Here is a 16693-nt window from a genome sequence, read left to right on the forward strand (position 1 = left end):
CGGTGCGGACGCAAAGGAAACCGTGGAGCGAATCGCCCGAAACATTTGAAAATCTTGAGGCGAACGCCTTCCGCAGACCAATGTTTTTCGATCTCATATCCCCATCCCCTCGAACCGGGAGGACATGTGGGATTCAAGATGAGGTTCACGGGCGCCGCGGTGATCACCGCGGCGTTGACCGTGAGCACGGCAGGCTTGTCCGCACCGGCCAGCGCCGAGGCCGTCGCCAACACGGAGTACACCGTGGTGGCCGCGGACAACGTCTCCACCGGTGACGCGACCGCCGCCATCACCAAGGCCGGCGGCAAGGTCATCGCCACCAACGACACGGTGGGGATGTTCACGGTCCTGGCACCGCAGAGCGGTTTCGTCGAGAAGGCGGCAGCCTCCTCGAAGCTCGTCGGCGCCGCGCACCGCACCGCCATCGGCAAGGCTCCCAAGAAGGAGCAGCCGTCCGGCGTGGAGAAGGAAGCACTGGCCGCGGCAGCGGCAGCGGCGAAGAAGCCCGGTGGCAAGAAGCCCGCCACCGCCGGACTGGACCCCATGGACGACAAGCTGTGGGGCCTCAAGACGGTCAAGTCGGACCTCGCCCGCAAGGTCAACGCCGGTGACAAGCGCGTCACCGTCGGCGTCCTGGACACGGGCGTCGACGCGTCGCAGCCCGACATCGCCCCGAACTTCAACTGGGCGCTGTCGAAGAACTTCGCGCCGGACAAGGTCGACATCGACGGTCCGTGTGAGGTCGCGAGCTGCCTCGACCCGGTCGGCACCGACGACGGCGGCCACGGCACGCACGTCGCCGGCACGATCGGCGCGGCGGCCAACGGCTTCGGCATCTCCGGTGTCGCGCCGAACGTGTCGCTGGTCGAGCTCAAGGGCGGCCAGGACTCGGGGTACTTCTTCCTCGAGCCCGTCGTCAACGCGCTCGTGCACGCCGGCCAGTCGGGCATCGACGTGGTCAACATGTCGTTCTACGTCGACCCGTGGCTGTTCAACTGCACGGCCAACCCGGCGGACTCCCCCGCCGCGCAGGCCGAGCAGCGCACCATCATCCGTGGCATGTTCCGGGCCCTGACGTACGCCCACTTCAAGGGCGTCACGCTCGTCGGCGCGCTCGGCAACAACCACGAGGACAAGGGCAAGCCGCGCACCGACATCTCCAGCCCGGACTACCCGGCGGACGCCGCGTACGACCGGCCCATCGACAACAGCTCCTGCTGGGACCTGCCCGTCGAGGGACCGTTCGTCATCGGCGTCTCGTCCCTCGGCCCGTCGCTGAAGAAGTCGGACTTCTCCGACTACGGCCTGGAGCGCATCGGCGTGTCCGCGCCCGGTGGCTGGTTCCGTGACGGCTTCGGCACGGACACCTACCGCACCAACGAGAACATGATCCTCTCCACGTACCCGAAGAAGGTGCTGCAGGAGGAGGGCACGGTCGACGCCGACGGCAACGTCGTGCCGGAGGCCGAGGGCCTGGTCTACAAGGAATGCACCGCGGCCGGGAAGTGCGGCTACTACACCTGGCTGCAGGGCACCTCGATGGCCTCCCCGCACGCGGCCGGCGTCGCGGCGCTCATCGTGAGCGCGCACGGCGCCAAGCACGGCAAGGACTTCGGTCTCGAGCCGTGGAAGGTCGAGTACATCCTGTACAGCACGGCCGCCGAGCACGCCTGCCCGGAGCCGCGCCTGCAGACGTACACGAACGAAGGCCGCTCCGAGGAGTTCAACGCGCTCTGCGAGGGTGGCACGGAGTTCAACGGCTTCTACGGCTTCGGCATCGTCGACGCCTACAAGGCCGTGACCGCCAAGGCCTGGTGGGAGCACCGCTAGCAGGTTCTGACCGTCCTGGTGGCACGCGTCTATGCGTCGCGTGCCACCAGGCGGCCGCCGAGCAGGGCGTCGGCCTTGCTGACCAGGACGCTCGGGCGGATCGGCTTCGTCAGGTACTCCGTGGCGCCGACCATCATCGCCTCCTCGCGGCCCCGCATCCGCCCGTACGCGCTGAGCATGAGGATCGGCAGCTTCGCCGTCGCCGGGTCGGCCCGCAGCGCCTTGCACAGGTCCAGGCCCGAGATGTTCGGCATCCACATGTCGGTGACCAGCAGGTCGAACTGGTCCTTCCGGAGGGCTTCGAGGGCCTCGCCGCCGCTGGTGACGGCGACGACCGCCGCGCCCGCGGACTCCAGCGCCATGGTGAAGAGCTCACGGATATCCGGATCGTCCTCTGCCACCAGTACCGTCGCAGCCCCCATTACCCCAGCTTAAGATCCTCAGCGTGGCGTATGAGGCGGCTTCGAGCCGATACCAGGACATGCAATACCGGCGCAGCGGCCGCAGCGGGCTGAAGCTGCCGGCGATCTCGCTCGGGCTGTGGCACAACTTCGGGCACGCGCGTCCGTACGAGACCCAGCAGGCGATCGTGCGTCGCGCCTTCGATCTCGGGGTCACCCACTTCGACCTGGCCAACAACTACGGGCCGCCGCCCGGCTCCGCGGAGACGAACTTCGGGCGGATCCTCGCCGAGGACCTCCGGCCCTACCGGGACGAGCTGATCATCTCGACCAAGGCCGGCTACGACATGTGGGACGGCCCCTACGGCGAGTGGGGGTCGCGCAAGTACCTGACGGCGTCGCTGGACCAGTCGCTGCGGCGGATGGGCCTGGAGTACGTCGACATCTTCTACTCCCACCGGCCGGACCCCGACACGCCCCTCGAGGAGACGATGGGGGCGCTGGACCGGGCCGTGCGGGCCGGCAAGGCGCTCTACGTGGGCATCTCCAACTACACGCCGGAGCAGACCGCTACGGCGGCGGAGATCCTGCGCTCGCTGGGCACGCCGCTGCTGATCCACCAGCCGCGGTACTCGATGTTCGACCGCTGGATCGAGGACTCGCTGCTCGACGTGCTCGCCGCGGAGGGCGCCGGGTGCATCCCGTTCTCGCCGCTCGCACAGGGTTTGCTGACGGACCGCTACCTTTCCGGCATTCCGGACGATTCGCGGGTGCGGACCAGCCGGTTCCTGAACGAGAGCGACCTCAGCGAGTCGCGCCTGAAGACGATCGAGGCGCTGAACGAGGTGGCCCGCGGGCGCGGCCAGAGCCTCGCGCAGCTGGCCCTGGCGTGGGCGCTGCGCGACCCGCGGGTCACCTCGCTGATCATCGGGGCGAGCTCGGTGGCGCAGCTGGAGCAGAACCTGGGGGCGCTGTCGGCTCCGGCGCTGTCCTCTGACGAGCTCGCCCGTATCGACGCAGTGCTAGCTGAGCAGACCGTTTAGCGTCGTGATCACCGGCTGGAGGGCGGCGGGCACGGCGCCGTCCTTCACCTGGACCTCCTTGCCGCCATAGGTGATCGTGTACGTGTAGCCGTCGGCGACGTTGGTGCTGCCGGCGGCGGTGGGCAGCTTGGAGAAGCCGACCTGCTCCAGGGTGCCCTTGAGCGTGGTCAGCTGGGCCGGGGTGAGCTTGCCTTCCTTGGTGCCGGCCTTGGCGGTCAGCGTCCAGCCGCCGTCCGGGCGTACCACCAGGCGGTCGTTGGTGCCGGCGAGGCCTCCCTGGCGGGTGAAGATCAGCAGCGCGTCCGTGGTGTTCCGGCTGCCGCTGGTGCTGGGGTCGGCGCTCGGGCTCACGCTGGTGCTCGCCGGCGCCGCCGCACTGGTGGACGGCGCCGTGCCGGCCTGGTTGGCGTCGTCGGCGCAGCCCGTCAGGGCCAGCGCGAGCAGGGCGGTGACGGCGATCGGGGTCCTCGACCTCATCGAAGGTGTCTCCATCTCTCTTGGACTGCGTGGTCGCAGCTCGGGTTCCCCGTGACGTGTTCTTCGTTACCTTCTGTGCGCTCGTGGCGGTAACTCGCTCGTTTCTTGTCATACCCCCACGACATGATTGCCCCATGCGCCTCGACCCGTACCGTCACGTCCTCGCTCTTCCTGGGGTGCGGTCGCTCATGGTGCTGGCGCTGCTGGCCCGGATCCCGATCACCGCCATCGGGGTCACGATGACGCTGCACGTGGCGCAGGACCTCCACCGCGGCTGGGGCGCCGCCGGTCTGGTCGGTGCCGCCCTCACCGTCGGCACCGCGATCGGCGGCCCGCTCAACGGCCGCTTCGTCGATCGTAAGGGCCTGCGCCCGATGCTGGTCGTCACCACCGCGTGCGAGGCCGTCTTCTGGCTGGTGGCGCCGTCACTGTCCTATCCCGCGCTGCTGGTCGGCGCCTTCGTCGCCGGCGTGTTCTCCCTGCCGGTGTTCTCCGTGGTCCGCCAGTCACTGGCCGCACTCGTCCCCGCCGACCAGCGCCGCCAGGCCTACGCGCTGGACTCGATGTCGGTCGAGCTGTCGTTCATGGCCGGCCCGCCGCTCGCCGTGCTGCTCATGAGCAGCCTCTCCGGCCGCGTCACCATGTGGTCGATCGGCGGCTTCCTCGTCCTCGCCGGCCTGGCCCTCTTCCTGACCGACCCGCCCGTCCACGCCCCCGCCGACGAGGCCTCCTCCGAGGGCGCCACCGCCGCGCCACTGCGCCGCCGCGACTGGCTCACGCCCCGTTTCCTCGCGGTCTGCGCCGCCGCGGCCGCCACGACGATGGTCCTGGCCGGCACCGACCTCGGCATCGTCGCCATGCTCCGCGAGGCGGGCAAGGTCCAGCTCATCGGCGCCCTCCTCGCCGCGTGGGGCATCTATTCGCTGATCGGCGGCTTCGTGTATGGCGCACTGACGCGCGCGGTGCCGCTGGTCGCCCTCATCGGCGGCCTCAGCCTCTTCACGATCCCCCTCGGCCTGGTCGGCGACCGCTGGTGGCTGCTCACCGTCGCCCTCCTGCCGGCCGGCGCCCTCTGCGCCCCCACCCTCAGCGCCAGCACCGACCTCGTGAGCCGCCTCGTCCCCTCAGCCGCCCGCGGCGAGGCCATGGGCTGGCACGGCTCCTCCTTGACGGTCGGCCTGGCCGTCGGCTCCCCGCTCGCCGGCTGGGCGATCGACCGCGGCTCTCCGGGCTGGGGCTTCGCCGCGGTCGGCACCGTCGGCCTCCTCATCACCGCCGTCCTACTCACCCTGCGCCACACCCACACCCCGGCGCCCTCACCCGCACCCGAGCCCTCACCCGGCCCGGCGTCCGAGTCCCCACCCGGACCCGCGTCCGAGCCCTCACCCGCGACCGCGACTGCGACCACCGCAAAGCCCTCCACCCTCACCCCAACGCCTTCTCCTCTCACCACCACCGCCCCCACGACCACCCCCGCCGCCACAGCTGCTCCCACGACGGCCGCCGCCTCGGCAGCCAGCACCGCGGCATCCCACTGACACGACGCCTCCGCCCTCCTGGGTCGCGTCCGCCGTCCGAGCAACCTCCCGCTCCAGCCTCCGCCCACTTCCCGCCTCCCACTGCGGCTCCGGCGGCTACCCCTACTCTCCGGCTGGTCCTGCTCCCGCGGCTCCGGCTGCTGCCGCTTAACCGCCACCCCTGCTCCCACCCCAGCCACCTCTGCGGCCAACACCGCGGCACCACCTACACGACGACTCCGGACTCCGAGGTCGCATCCCGCTGTCAGAGCAGCCCCGCCGCTCCACTCCCGCCTCCAGTCGCCGCGCCCAGGACTCCGGCTGCTACCACCGCTGCTCCCATTCCAGCCAGCACCGCGGCACTCCCCGGGCTGCCCCATCGCTCCCGCTCCCACCTCCACCACGGCTCAGGCAGTTGTCCCAACTTCCCCGGGCTACCCCCGGTCCCGCGGCTCCTGCTGCTGCCGCCGCCCCAACCGCCACCTCGGCAGCAGCCAGCACCACAGCACCCACGACTGCTCCGACTGCTAGCCCCAACTCCCGCGTTCCGGCTGTTACCGCCGGTCAACCGCCACCCCCGCTCCCACAACAGCCACCTCGGCAGCCAACCACCGCGGCACCCCCATGAACTCGACGCCTCCGGCCTCCGAGGCCGCATCCGCTGTCCGAGCAGCCCCGCCGCTCCCAATCCCGCCTCTGACCCCTGCCCCAGCCGCCGCGCCCACCACTCCGGCTGCTGCCGCCACCCCTGCTCCCATTCCAGTCAGCACCGCGGCACTCCCACCAACACGACTCCGACCTCCGAGGGATCGCGTCCGCTGTCCAAGCAACCCCGACCGCTTCCACTTCTGCCCCACCACAGCTCCAGCCCCACCACCCCCAACCACTGCTCCAACCGTCGCCGCTTTCCCACGACAGCCACCTCGGCAGCCAACACTGCGGCACCCCCTAACGCGGCGCCTCCGGCCCTCAAGGTCGCGTCCACTGTCCGAGCAACCCCGGCCGCTACCGCTTCCCGCCTCCACCGTTGCTCCGGCTGCCGCTCCTCCTTCTGCGGCTACTCCTACTCCCGCGCCCCGGCTGCTGCTACCGCTCCCACTCCAGCCAGCCCAGCGGCATCCCGCCAGCACGACAGCTCCGACCGCTGACCGGGTGGCTCTGCGGCCCCAGCCGCCACCGCCGCTTCCCGCCAGCACCGCCGCCAAGACAACCGCCACCGCCGCTCCCACTACAGCCGCTTCTGCAGCCAGCGTCGCGGCGCCCCACTTGCGCGACGGATCCGGCACCGAGGTCACATCCGCTGATCCGAGCAGCCCTGCCGCTCCACCCCAGCCAGCACCGCTACCCCGACCGCCGCCACCGCTGCCCGCTCCAGCCGCTTCCTGCAGGTGACGCTGCGGCGGTCCATCAGCGCGACACACTCCAGCCGCCAAGGTCGCGTCCGTCGATCCGGGCAGCCCGCCACTCCAGCTCCAGCCAGCACCGCTACTTCCAATGAGCACCGCAACCCCGGCTACCGGACGCAGATCCGGACGGCTCCCGCACCTCCCGCTCCAGCCAGCACCGCTCCTCCCGCCAGCACCACCGCCCCAGCCGCCGACCCGAACAGGTCCACCGCTGGCGCCACCACTCCGGCTGCCGTCGCTGCTCCAACCGCCGCCGTTGCGCTCGCGACAGCCGCTTCTGCGGCCAGCACTGCGGCGCCCCGCTAGCGCGACGACTGCGGCCGCCGAGGTTACGTCCGCTGATCTGAACTCCAGTCAGCACCGCCACCTCCCACAGCACCGCCCCCGGCCATCGCCACCGTCCTGAACAGCTCCGCCGCTGCTGCCCCTCTCCTCCGGCTGTCGTCGCTGCTCCAAGCGTCGCCGTTGTGACCGTGGCAGCCGCTTCGGCGGCCAGCAACGCAGCGTTGCGTTGGTGTGACGGCTCGGGTTGCTGGTCCGGGTTGCCTCGCGGCTCCGGCGTGCACCGCTGGCCTGGCGGCTGGGGGGCGATGTCGGTGCTGGTCTGGGCGTCGTTGGTGCTGTCGCTGGGGGCGCTGGTCGCGGTGGTGGTGTGGTCAGCGCTGTTGCCGGGTGGTTGTTGATCGAAGTCGTCTGGTGGCTGTCCGAGTGGCCAGGGGGGTCCTTCGATCGTGCGGTTCTTTGCCTGAGAGGTCTGCCGTTCGGTGTGCTGGTGGTGGTGTACGCGTGTGGGTATTCCGGTCCGGGGCGGTGTCGGTCGGGTCGTGTTGATCGAGTCGCGGATCTGGTCGTCATGGTGGCCGGAACTGCTACTCGATCAAGGGTGGGTGGAGGTTGGTGTGGCGTGGGGGGCGTCTGATTCGGGGGTGGGGCGTTGAGTGTTGTGGTGGGTCGGGAGGGCGGGGGGAAGGTGTGGATCGTGCTGGTTTGGGGTTTATCGGGTGGGAGGGGGGTCCGTTAAATCTTTGTGTTGGCACGTTTCGGGCGTGGTTCGCGGGGTGGATCACCGAGCGTGCCGCTGGCGGGAGGGGGGCGTGACCGGACGGGGGGTGGATGGCGGCGAGGGCCGGGCCGCGCAGGGCGAGGCAGTCCGGGAGGCGGCGGGATTGTCCGGAAGGGGACCGTTTCGGGGGTGTGGGGTGGTGGGAATCGAGCGGTGTGGAACGGGGGTGGGTGGGGTCCGAAGGGCGCTGGGCTTCCTATTTGCCGGGGGCGGGAAATGGGTGGGGGCGGCGCTGGCCGAACGGGCGGCGACGGGCGGGCGAACGGGGGGTTGCGGCCGGTCAGGCGGGTGGGTCGGGCGTGGCCGTGCAGGTTGCAAGGTGCGGTCTTCGGGGGCAATACAGCACGGAGAAAGGTGGGGGCGGGAAGAGGCATAGGGATCGGTGGGCGTCGCTGCGTGAATGCGATTCGGGGTGGCTTCTAGATCGACAGAGGAGGACGACGTGTACTTCGTCACCCGGCGAGATGGGGGCGCAGGGCTGGACGGGAGGAGTAATGGCTGTTCAGAGTGGGTGTGGGGCGTCAAGTCGGGCGGGTTGACCGGCTGTGGCACACAGGACGGAAGCCCGATCTACGGGTATCCAGGAGTGGGGCCGATCGATGGGTCCTGTCCGGATCGACCGATAGGAGAGGTTTTGCTGGCAGTGAGAACAGCGACGGGGGCGATCACCGCAAGGACTGCGGCAGTCACGGAACGTATTCGTCGCGGTGGGACCGCCGGCACGGGCAACTCTCCGGAAAACTCGTCATCAATCGGGGTGAATCCGCCCAGATACACCCCACTGTCGGGCATATCCAACGGGTCCGGCGACAAACGAGATGGTTGCGTCCGTCACTCAGCGCGGTACGATCCGCCAGAGCCGCCATGCGGTCATCGGTGTGGAACCCCCTCCGCATCGCACCGCTCGTGGCACACCCGACGGAGGGCGATCTTGACTATCTGCTGCCCGCTTGCAGCAAGCGCGCCGGACGATCAGGCTGCGATGCGCTCTGTGGCATCGCCATCCGCCGGGTCAGCAGATCGTGTGAGGTTCGCATGAGCACGGCGATGCAGGTTCGGCTGCGGCACTGGCCCGGCATGAAGGTTTCCTGGCTCGGCGCGGGTGCGGTCGTCCATTCGGGCGACGAGCCCAGCCCGGGCGCGGCGGCGCTGGTCGTGTCGCCGCACGGCTCCACCGAGTGTGCGGTGGTCATCAGCTCGCACACCGTCAAGCTGCAGCCCGCGATGGTCGAGGAGCTGGCCGAGGTCCTGGCCAACGGGCTTCCCCGCGGGTTCACGGCGATGCGGTTCGTCGCGTGGGACGGCGCGTGCGCCACCAACGAGCGGCCGGCCGCGGCGCACATGATCGCCATGCGGCTCGGGATCGACGTCATCGCGGCGGCGGGGCCGCTGCTGGGTGTGCCGGGCGGGTCACTGTTCGCGCCGATCGGGCGTGGGGAGCACCGGCCGGGCGGGTTCTGGCGGTTCCGGACGGGTGCGCAGCCGCAGCGGGTCGGCTGGCGGTTCCCCGCGCCGCACTGGGAACAGGACCTCGGCGAGGTGCCCGAGCTGCCCGGCGACCTGGTGCTCGACCAGATCCCCGCCGGCCTGTGGCTGCACCGCCGCCGGGTCGGCAGTGTCACGGACCTCGCGTACTCGGTGCCGACGGACCACTCGCACCCGGCGATGATCCTGTCGCACCCGAATGAGGAGCCCCTGCACCGCGACGAGCTCATGCAGGCCGTCTCCGTCATTCCGGCGCTCGCCGCCGATCGGTGTGTCTTCACGCCGTACGGGCAGCAACCCCTCCTCGACGGCCCCGTCGGACCGGTCGTCGCCGACGTGCTGGGCCGCGCCGTGCACGTGCGCACCGGTCTGCCGCTGTGCGCGCCCGCCGGGCAGCGCGCGGTCGTCACGATCGACCAGAAGGGCCTCCCCCGCTGGCGGACGTTCGCCCGGGAGCTGTGGCACGCGCCGCGCACCGGTGCGCCGCGGCCGGTCGACTGGGTCAACCCGTGCCCCGACGTGCTCGACACGCCGGCGGGCGCGGCCACGTTCACGCTCGGCGGCGGCTGGGTCCTGGAGGTCGTCCAGGCCGGCCTGTGGATCCGTCCCGAGCACCTGACCGACCCCGCGGACTGGATCCGCGGCCTGCCGGTCGACGTCAACCGCTGCGCGATCATCGTGGGCGCCCCGCACGCCGCGGAGCTGCCGCCCCCTGGTCACACGATGGCCGACGTACTGGAGAAGCTCCCGGTCGACGCGCGCAAGCGGGCCTATCTGGCCGTGCCGCGCGGGGCCGCGCCGAACGTGTTCATCCTCGCGACCGCGCTGCGGGACTCGCTGCCGGAGCCCGGTGAGGTCGAGCTCGTCGCCCCGCCGACGACGAGCGGCTCGTTCCCGGCGGTCGGGTCGGCGACGGGTTCGTTCCCCGCGGCGGCGCCCAGCGGGCAACGGCCCGACGGACCGTTCCTGGTCAACGGCCGGCCCGCCAACGGGCACCCGTCCGGCGCGCACCCGACGGTGTCGCGGCCGGCGCACGCCTCGTTCGACGGCGACGAGCCGCAGGACCCGTGGCGCACCGTCTACGACCCCCAGCGCACCGGCTCCTTCGAGCCGCTCACCAGCACCGACCGCCGCGAGCCGCGCACGGGTGGCTTCGCGCCGGTCGAGCCGACCAGCGGGTCGTTCGCCCCGGTCGAGCCGCGGTCGGGGGCGTTCCCGCCGGTGGAGCCGCGGACCGCGGCGTTCCCGGCCCCCCACAACGGAGCGGACCTCCGCAACGGAGCCGACCTCCGCAACGGAGCGGACCTCCGCAACGGGGCCGACCTGCGCAACGGCGGCGACCCTCGTACCGGAGCGGACCCGCGCAACGGCAGCGACCTTCGCAACGGCGCTGATCCCCGCAACGGGGCGGACCACCGGAACGGGGCTGACCTTCGCAACGGGGCGGACCACCGCACTGGGGCTGAACTACGCAACGGGGCCGACCCTCGTACCGGAGCGGACCCGCGCAACGGCAGCGACCTTCGCAACGGGATGGACCACCGCAACGGCGCCGACCCGCGCAACGGGCACGACCCGCGGACCGGGGCGTTCGCGCCGGTCGAGCCGCCGACGGGGGCGTTCGCGCCGCTGAACCCGAACGGGACCAACGGCCAGCACGTCCCCGGCGGCTTCGGGCCGCAGCCCGGCCAGCCGCCGCACATGGGCCAGGGGCACCTGGGCCAGCCGCAGCACCCGGGCCCGCAGCACCCCGGTCAGACGCACCCCGGCCAGTCCCGCCCCGGTCAGCAGTACCCGGGCCAGCAGGGGCGCGGTCCCGGGTTCGGCAACGGGCGGGGCGACAGCACCACCGCGTTCCCCCCGGTCGCGCCCGAGGGCTACCGCGGCGCACCCAACGGCACCCACCCTGAGCTGAACGTGGCGCCGCCGCGGACGTACCACCGCGAGCAGCAGCCGTACGACACCCAGGCCTACGACGCGGGCCGCCCGGCCAACGACGGGTACCGCTTCGACGCCCCGAACTACGACGAGCACCACTTCGACCTGCCGACGCCGCCCGGGCAGCGCGCGCCGGTCCAGCGGATGCCCGCGCACGACGAGGCCGAGGACGCGGCCGGCGCCGAGGACACGGCGTCGATCCGCGCGGGCCGGGAGATCCGCTCGCACGGCAAGAAGGCGAAGGCCACCCGCGCGGACGACAAGACCAGCACGCAGGAGCTCGACCGCCTGCTCGGGTTCTTCGACGAGATCCGCCGCGCGAAGGCGTGGGACGAGGACTCGCCGGGCTCGGCGACGGACGAGGCCACGGCGCGCCGCGCGGCCGCCGGCCAGCCACCCGCCGGCCCCCGACGCGCCCGCTAGGCAAACCGTTTGGCAAACCCGCCAGGCAAACGACGCGACAGCGGCCCGGTCTCGGAAGAGGCCGGGCCGCCGCCGTTTTCGCCGCCGGGCCGGGGCCGACTAGGATCGGCCGGGTGCTCGACATCATGCTGCCGCACTACGGCGACGTGGAGCTGCTGAAGCTCGCCGTCAACAGCGTCATCGCGCAGACCGACGACCGGTGGCAGCTGACCGTCCTGGACGACAGCAGGACCGAAGGCATCCCCGAGTGGTTCGCCGCATTGGGGCACGAGCGCGTCACGTACCGGCGAAACCCCACGAACCTGGGTGTCACCGGCAACTTCCAGCAGTGCGTCGACCTCGCCACCGAGCCGTTCATGGTCATCATGGGCTGTGACGACGTGATGCTGCCCAACTACGTCGCGTCGGTGCACGCGCTCGTCGACGCGCATCCCGACGCGGTGCTGATCCAGCCCGGCGTCGAGGTGATCGACGCGCGCGGCGAGGTGGTGCGGACGCTCGCCGACTCGACGAAGCGCCGGGTGTACGCGCCGAAGATCGACGGCACCGTGGTCATGTCGGGCGAGGAGCTCGCGGTGAGCCTGCTGCGCGGCAACTGGCTGTACTTCCCGTCGCTGTGCTGGCGCACGTCGCAGGTGCAGGCGGTCGGCTTCGACCAGTCGCTGAAGGTGATCCAGGACCTCGCGCTCATCCTCGAGCTGGTGACCCGGGGCGGCACGCTCGTCGCGACGGACGTGGTGTCGTTCCGGTACCGGCGGCACGGCTCCAGCCTGTCGTCGTCGTCCGCGGTGACGGGCGGGCGGTTCAGCGAGGCCCGGGACTTCTTCCTCGCCGCGGCGGGCCGGATGGACGCGCACGGATGGCACCGGGCGGCCAGGGCGGCCCGCTGGCGCCTGTCGTCGCGCATCCACGCACTGACGATGGTGCCGGCGGCCGCGAAGCAGCGCAGCGGCAGCAGTGTGGGCGTGCTCACAAAGTACGCACTCGGCCGCTGACCATGTAGACATCGCGAGGGCGGCTTCGTCGTATCCAGTGCAAGGCCGGACACGACGAAGGAGACCCGCGTTGATCCACTCCAGCCACCTGCTCTGGCAGGCGAACACCATGACCGAGGACCGGCAGCGCGAGGCGGAGCGGCAGCTGGCCCGCGCCGCGGCGCGGTGGCACCGCCGCCTGTGGGGGGCGAAGGCGGAGAGGGTGGGAGTCGAACCCACACGGGCGTGAACCCAACGCCGTTTTCGAGACGGGTGCCGGCACCAATCGGCTGGCCTCTCCAGTGCTGTGACGTGCCCTCGGAGGGATTCGAACCCCCGGCCTCTTCGTTCGTAGCGAAGTGCTCTCGTTCCGCTGAGCTACAAGGGCGTGGTGGTGCGCGGAAAGTGAGGGGATCGAACCCCCGCGGGGTCGTCCCCCGTCGACGGCTTAGCAAGCCGCAGCCTTACCTCTCGGCCAACTTTCCTCAGTACCCGGAAGAGGATTCGAACCTCCAACCTCCTGACCCTGAATCAGGCGCCTCTACCGTTGGGCCACCCGGGCACGGGTGTGGTGCGGTGGTGCGTGGACCCGACCGGGCTCGAACCGGTCGCCTCCGCTGTGCAGGAGCGGCGCTCTTCCTGATGAGCTACAGGCCCGTGTGGCCCGGCGGGGAGGTAGCAGGGCCCCGCCGGGCCACACGGGTCAGCGCTGGGCGAGTGCGTGCCAGGTCGGAACCGACGGCTGGAGTCGCAGCACCATGCCCGCTTCGGCGGGGGTGCGGTCGCCCTTGCGCTGGTTGCAGACCATGCAGGCCGCAACGGTGTTCTTCCAGGTGTTCCGCCCGCCCCGGGACCGGGGCAGGATGTGGTCGATGGTGGTGGCGTCCTTGCCGCAGTAGCCGCAGCGACGGCCGTCACGGGCGTGGACACCGGCGCGGGACCACGCGGGCCCGCTGCCGAAGCGCCAGCGCGTGACGACGTAGGACACGAGCCGGACGACCTTCGGCATCGGGTAGACCCCGATGAGCCGGTCGGGCTCGGACTCGTGCACCACGGCAACCTCACGCAGCAGCATGCGCACCGCATGACGGAGGGTGACCCGGTGCAGGGGTCCGAGGTCGGCGTTGAGAACGAGAACCGCGGTCACCGGGCCTCCCTTCGCTTGTTTCTTCCCAACTGATACCAAACGATCTTGCGTGCCGTGAGCGGGATTCGAACCCGCACTGATCCCATTTTGAGCGGGACGCCTCTACCGATTGGGCTACCCCGGCGAATTGTATTCGGGCACAAAAAAGCCGCCCATTGTCGCGGGCGGCGGAAGAGGAGGGGGAAACCCTATCCTCGCCACCGTCCGGGCAGGAGAAGACTGGCCGACAGGCCGCTGAGCAGCATGTCACGCCGGGCTCGGGCCGCGCGGGATCGACCGCGTGACGCCGACAACTCGATGCGCTCTGCCATTTGCGGTCTCCCTTCTCGGTCTCTGTGGATCTTGGTGTGTGGCTCGTTGATGTATTCAAAGATACGACCCCGGCGCCGCCGCGGCAACCAGTTAATCGGCGGCGCCGGAATTCGGCTCAGGCGGCGGCCGTGTAGTGCGCGAGGTACAGGTCCATCTCGTCGGTGGACTCGTCACCCTCGTTGACGCTGAACCACAGCGAGTTCTCCAGCCAGAACCGGTGGATGAACTGCTCGAAGCCCTCGGCGGCGTGGACCATGTTGGCGACGAGGGCCTCGGGGTCGACCTCTTCCAGGCCGACGATCTCCAGCAGCCACGGCGAGGCGATCACGAACGGTTCGGTGCCGGGTCGCAGGTACAGGTACCAGATGACCGCGTCCTGCTGGTCGCGCAGGAACCGCACGAGCTGCGCCGAGGGCTCGACCGGGCTCGGGACGGGGCGGGGCGCCAGGTCGAAGTCGCAGCCGGTGCAGGACGGGATGGCGTCCATGAGGACCTGGCTGCTCATGAAGCGTTTGAACGCGGCCGGCAGCTCGACGTGCGTGGCGAGGGCGCCGACGTCCATGGCCCGCAGCGGGTCGTGCGGCGCGTCCGGGACCAGCCAGCTGAACGTGCCGTCGAAGCGTGACTGGTCCACTACCGGCAGGCTCTCGGTGGGGTACAGCTCGTATGTACCCATGCTCGCCCGGGCGCTGCCCAGGTCCGTGCCCCACCAGCCGCGCGGAAAGTCGATCGTCATGTGTCGCACGGTACGACGCCTTGTGGTGTTCTTCCGTCGCTTATCGGACCAAGACGAGCGCGTTTCAGGTCAACCATGTCACCCGTTGCTGGCCGCCTCCAGCGTCGGGATCTGCGGCAGCACGCCGAGGTAGCTCAGCTTTTCGACGATCGCCTCTGCCGTGAAGGGTTTGATGACGTACTCGTGGGCGCCGGCGGCGAGGGCGCGCACGATCTGCCCGTGCTCGCTCTCGGTCGTCACCATCATCAGGGTCATCTGGCGCAGGTGCTTCTGCTTGCGGACCGCCATCACGAACTCGAGGCCGTTCATCTCCGGCATGTTCCAGTCGATCAGGGCGAGCCCGGGTTGCAGGTCGTGGTCCCAGATCTGGTCGAGGGCGTCCTTGCCGTTGGTGGCCTCGCGGACCTCGAAGCCCAGCGGCAGCAGGATCCGTTTGAGGATGCCCCGCATGGCACGCGAGTCGTCGATGACCATGGCGAGCTTCGTGTCCATTCAGACTCCGACAGGTTGGTAGGTGGTGGTTTCGTACGGGTCCGTGGTCGTGTCGATCTTCGTGTGGAAGAGGGGGTCGGCGGCGAGGATGGCGCGGCGGACGTCGAGGAGCTCGGTGACGCGTTGCTGGATGACGGCGGAGCCGAGCAGGCCGTCGTCGCCGAAGTCGCGGCGGGAGTCGTCGAGGCCTTCCTCGACGATGTCGAGGATCTTCTCCACGGCGAGAGCGACGGACCGGCCGTTCTCGGTGTAGACCACGACCGGCACGGTCGGCCCGGACTCCGTCTCGTACGCGCCGAGCATGTGCGACAGCCGCAGCACGGGAAGGATCTGGTCGCGGTACTGCACGACCTCCCGGCTCCCGGTCCGCTCGATCCGCTCCACTGGGAACTCCTCCAGGCGCGTGACCATGTCCAGGGGGATCGCGACCCGCCGGTCACCGACACCCGCGATGAGCAGGCGGCCGCCGCCGTCCGCGCCGCCGCGCCGGACCGACGTGTCGGCGTCGCCGGACTCGACGCCGGCGGCGAGCTGGGCGCGCCTGGCCAGGGACGCGACGTCGAGGATCAGCGCGACGCGGCCGTCGCCGAGGAGCGTGGCGCCCGCGTACGTGCCGATGTCCTTGAACCTGGACGTGAGCGGCTTGACCACCACCTCTTCGGTGTTGAGCACCCGGTCCACCACCAGCCCGAAGCGCTTGCCCTCCGCCTGCAGCACCGCCACGTAGACGTCCTTGTCGTGCTCGCCCTCGCGGGGCAGGCCGAGGGTGTCGTCCAGGTACACCAGGGGGAGGAGCTTGCCCCTGAGGCGGTACACCTGCGCTCCCATGGCGTGCTCGACGACCCTGCCGGACTGGCCGTCGAGGTACACCAGTTCGTGGACCGCCACCTGGGGGATGACGTAGCGTTCCTCGCCGCACTCGATGGTCAGCGCCTGGATGATGGCGAGGGTCAACGGGATCGTGAGACGCCAGGTGGTGCCCTTACCCACCACCGAGTCGACGTCGACCGCACCACCGATGCGCTCGATGTTGGTCTTCACCACATCCATACCCACACCACGACCGGACACGTTCGTGACCGCCTTCGCCGTGGAGAACCCCGGCCGGAACACCAACGCCAGAATCTCCCGACGATCCATCGCCGCCAACTGATCCCGCGACACGAGACCCTTCTCCACCGCGATCCGCGCGATCTTGTCCGGATCGATCCCCGACCCGTCATCACGCACCTCGACGATCACATGCCCACCCTCGTGATACGCCCGCAACGTCAGCGTCCCCTCAGGGTTCTTCCCAGCCGCGACCCGCTCCTCAGGGTTCTCGATACCGTGATCGACAGCGTTACGGACCAGGTGCGTCAACGGATCCTTCACCGCCTCCAGGAGGGACCGGTCCAGCTCGGTCTCCTTACCCTCCTGCGCCAAACGGATCTGCTTACCGAACGTCGA

At 70.5% G+C, this 16693-nt stretch carries 12 protein-coding genes and 5 tRNA genes; 6 read left to right on the forward strand and 11 right to left on the reverse strand.

The genetic code is table 11. From position 1 onward, the window contains the following. Positions 1-138: 138 nt before the first annotated feature. The gene (locus AB0J72_RS41050; protein WP_363409465.1) at positions 139-1830 is read left to right on the forward strand and encodes a S8 family serine peptidase; all 1692 of its coding nucleotides are present in this window, start codon (positions 139-141) and stop codon (positions 1828-1830) included. 29 nt (positions 1831-1859) lie between these two features. On the opposite strand, the gene AB0J72_RS41055 is transcribed toward AB0J72_RS41050, so the two are convergent. Then, positions 1860-2252 carry a response regulator gene (locus tag AB0J72_RS41055; protein ID WP_363409468.1) on the reverse strand — a complete coding sequence of 131 codons (393 nt, stop codon included), beginning with the start codon at positions 2250-2252 and terminating at the stop codon, positions 1860-1862. A 59-nt stretch (positions 2253-2311) separates the two neighbouring features. Between AB0J72_RS41055 and mgrA the strand changes: the two genes are divergently transcribed. Beyond that, the gene (gene mgrA / locus AB0J72_RS41060; protein ID WP_363409497.1) at positions 2312-3274 is read left to right on the forward strand and encodes an L-glyceraldehyde 3-phosphate reductase; all 963 of its coding nucleotides are present in this window, start codon (positions 2312-2314) and stop codon (positions 3272-3274) included. On the opposite strand, the gene AB0J72_RS41065 is transcribed toward mgrA, so the two are convergent. Further along, positions 3254-3751, reverse strand: coding sequence for a hypothetical protein (locus tag AB0J72_RS41065; RefSeq protein ID WP_363409471.1), 498 nt, complete (start codon positions 3749-3751; stop codon positions 3254-3256). The genes mgrA and AB0J72_RS41065 overlap by 21 nt on opposite strands. Positions 3752-3885: 134 nt before the next feature. Between AB0J72_RS41065 and AB0J72_RS41070 the strand changes: the two genes are divergently transcribed. The 4 genes from AB0J72_RS41070 to AB0J72_RS41085 all read left to right on the forward strand — a co-directional run bounded on the left by AB0J72_RS41070 (position 3886) and on the right by AB0J72_RS41085 (position 12807). After that, positions 3886-5289: an MFS transporter gene (locus AB0J72_RS41070; RefSeq protein WP_363409474.1), complete on the forward strand. Its 1404-nt coding sequence runs from the start codon at positions 3886-3888 to the stop codon at positions 5287-5289. Positions 5290-8772: 3483 nt separating this feature from the next. Next, positions 8773-11583, forward strand: coding sequence for a hypothetical protein (locus tag AB0J72_RS41075; RefSeq protein WP_363409477.1), 2811 nt, complete (start codon positions 8773-8775; stop codon positions 11581-11583). A 113-nt stretch (positions 11584-11696) separates the two neighbouring features. After that, a complete protein-coding gene (locus AB0J72_RS41080; protein WP_363409480.1) occupies positions 11697-12578 on the forward strand; it encodes a glycosyltransferase family 2 protein in 882 nt (293 codons plus the stop codon). A gap of 70 nt (positions 12579-12648) precedes the next feature. Continuing rightward, positions 12649-12807, forward strand: coding sequence for a hypothetical protein (locus AB0J72_RS41085; RefSeq protein ID WP_363409483.1), 159 nt, complete (start codon positions 12649-12651; stop codon positions 12805-12807). Here AB0J72_RS41085 and AB0J72_RS41090 read toward each other — a convergent pair. From AB0J72_RS41090 to AB0J72_RS41130, 9 genes are all read right to left on the reverse strand, one after another. Beyond that, positions 12773-12858: transfer RNA gene (locus AB0J72_RS41090), tRNA-Ser, on the reverse strand. The two genes, AB0J72_RS41085 and AB0J72_RS41090, sit on opposite strands and share 35 nt — an antisense overlap. Before the next feature lie 12 nt (positions 12859-12870). Continuing rightward, positions 12871-12945 (reverse strand) — tRNA-Arg (locus AB0J72_RS41095). An 11-nt stretch (positions 12946-12956) separates the two neighbouring features. After that, positions 12957-13042: transfer RNA gene (locus AB0J72_RS41100), tRNA-Ser, on the reverse strand. Between the two features lie 4 nt (positions 13043-13046). Then, positions 13047-13119, reverse strand: a tRNA-Leu gene (locus AB0J72_RS41105). Positions 13120-13141: 22 nt separating this feature from the next. After that, positions 13142-13214, reverse strand: a tRNA-Ala gene (locus tag AB0J72_RS41110). Positions 13215-13260: 46 nt separating this feature from the next. Next, positions 13261-13704, reverse strand: a complete 444-nt coding sequence (locus AB0J72_RS41115; RefSeq protein WP_363409485.1) for an HNH endonuclease — start codon at positions 13702-13704, stop codon at positions 13261-13263. A gap of 427 nt (positions 13705-14131) precedes the next feature. After that, the gene (locus AB0J72_RS41120; protein ID WP_363409488.1) at positions 14132-14752 is read right to left on the reverse strand and encodes a hypothetical protein; all 621 of its coding nucleotides are present in this window, start codon (positions 14750-14752) and stop codon (positions 14132-14134) included. 78 nt (positions 14753-14830) lie between these two features. Beyond that, the gene (locus tag AB0J72_RS41125) at positions 14831-15244 is read right to left on the reverse strand and encodes a response regulator (protein ID WP_360573756.1); all 414 of its coding nucleotides are present in this window, start codon (positions 15242-15244) and stop codon (positions 14831-14833) included. Continuing rightward, positions 15245-16693: chemotaxis protein CheW (locus AB0J72_RS41130; RefSeq protein ID WP_363409491.1), on the reverse strand; the 1449-nt coding region annotated here is incomplete at its 5' end.

It is taken from the genome of Dactylosporangium sp. NPDC049742 (assembly GCF_040674675.1).
In the GTDB taxonomy this organism is placed as follows: Bacteria; Actinomycetota; Actinomycetes; order Mycobacteriales; family Micromonosporaceae; genus Dactylosporangium; species Dactylosporangium maewongense.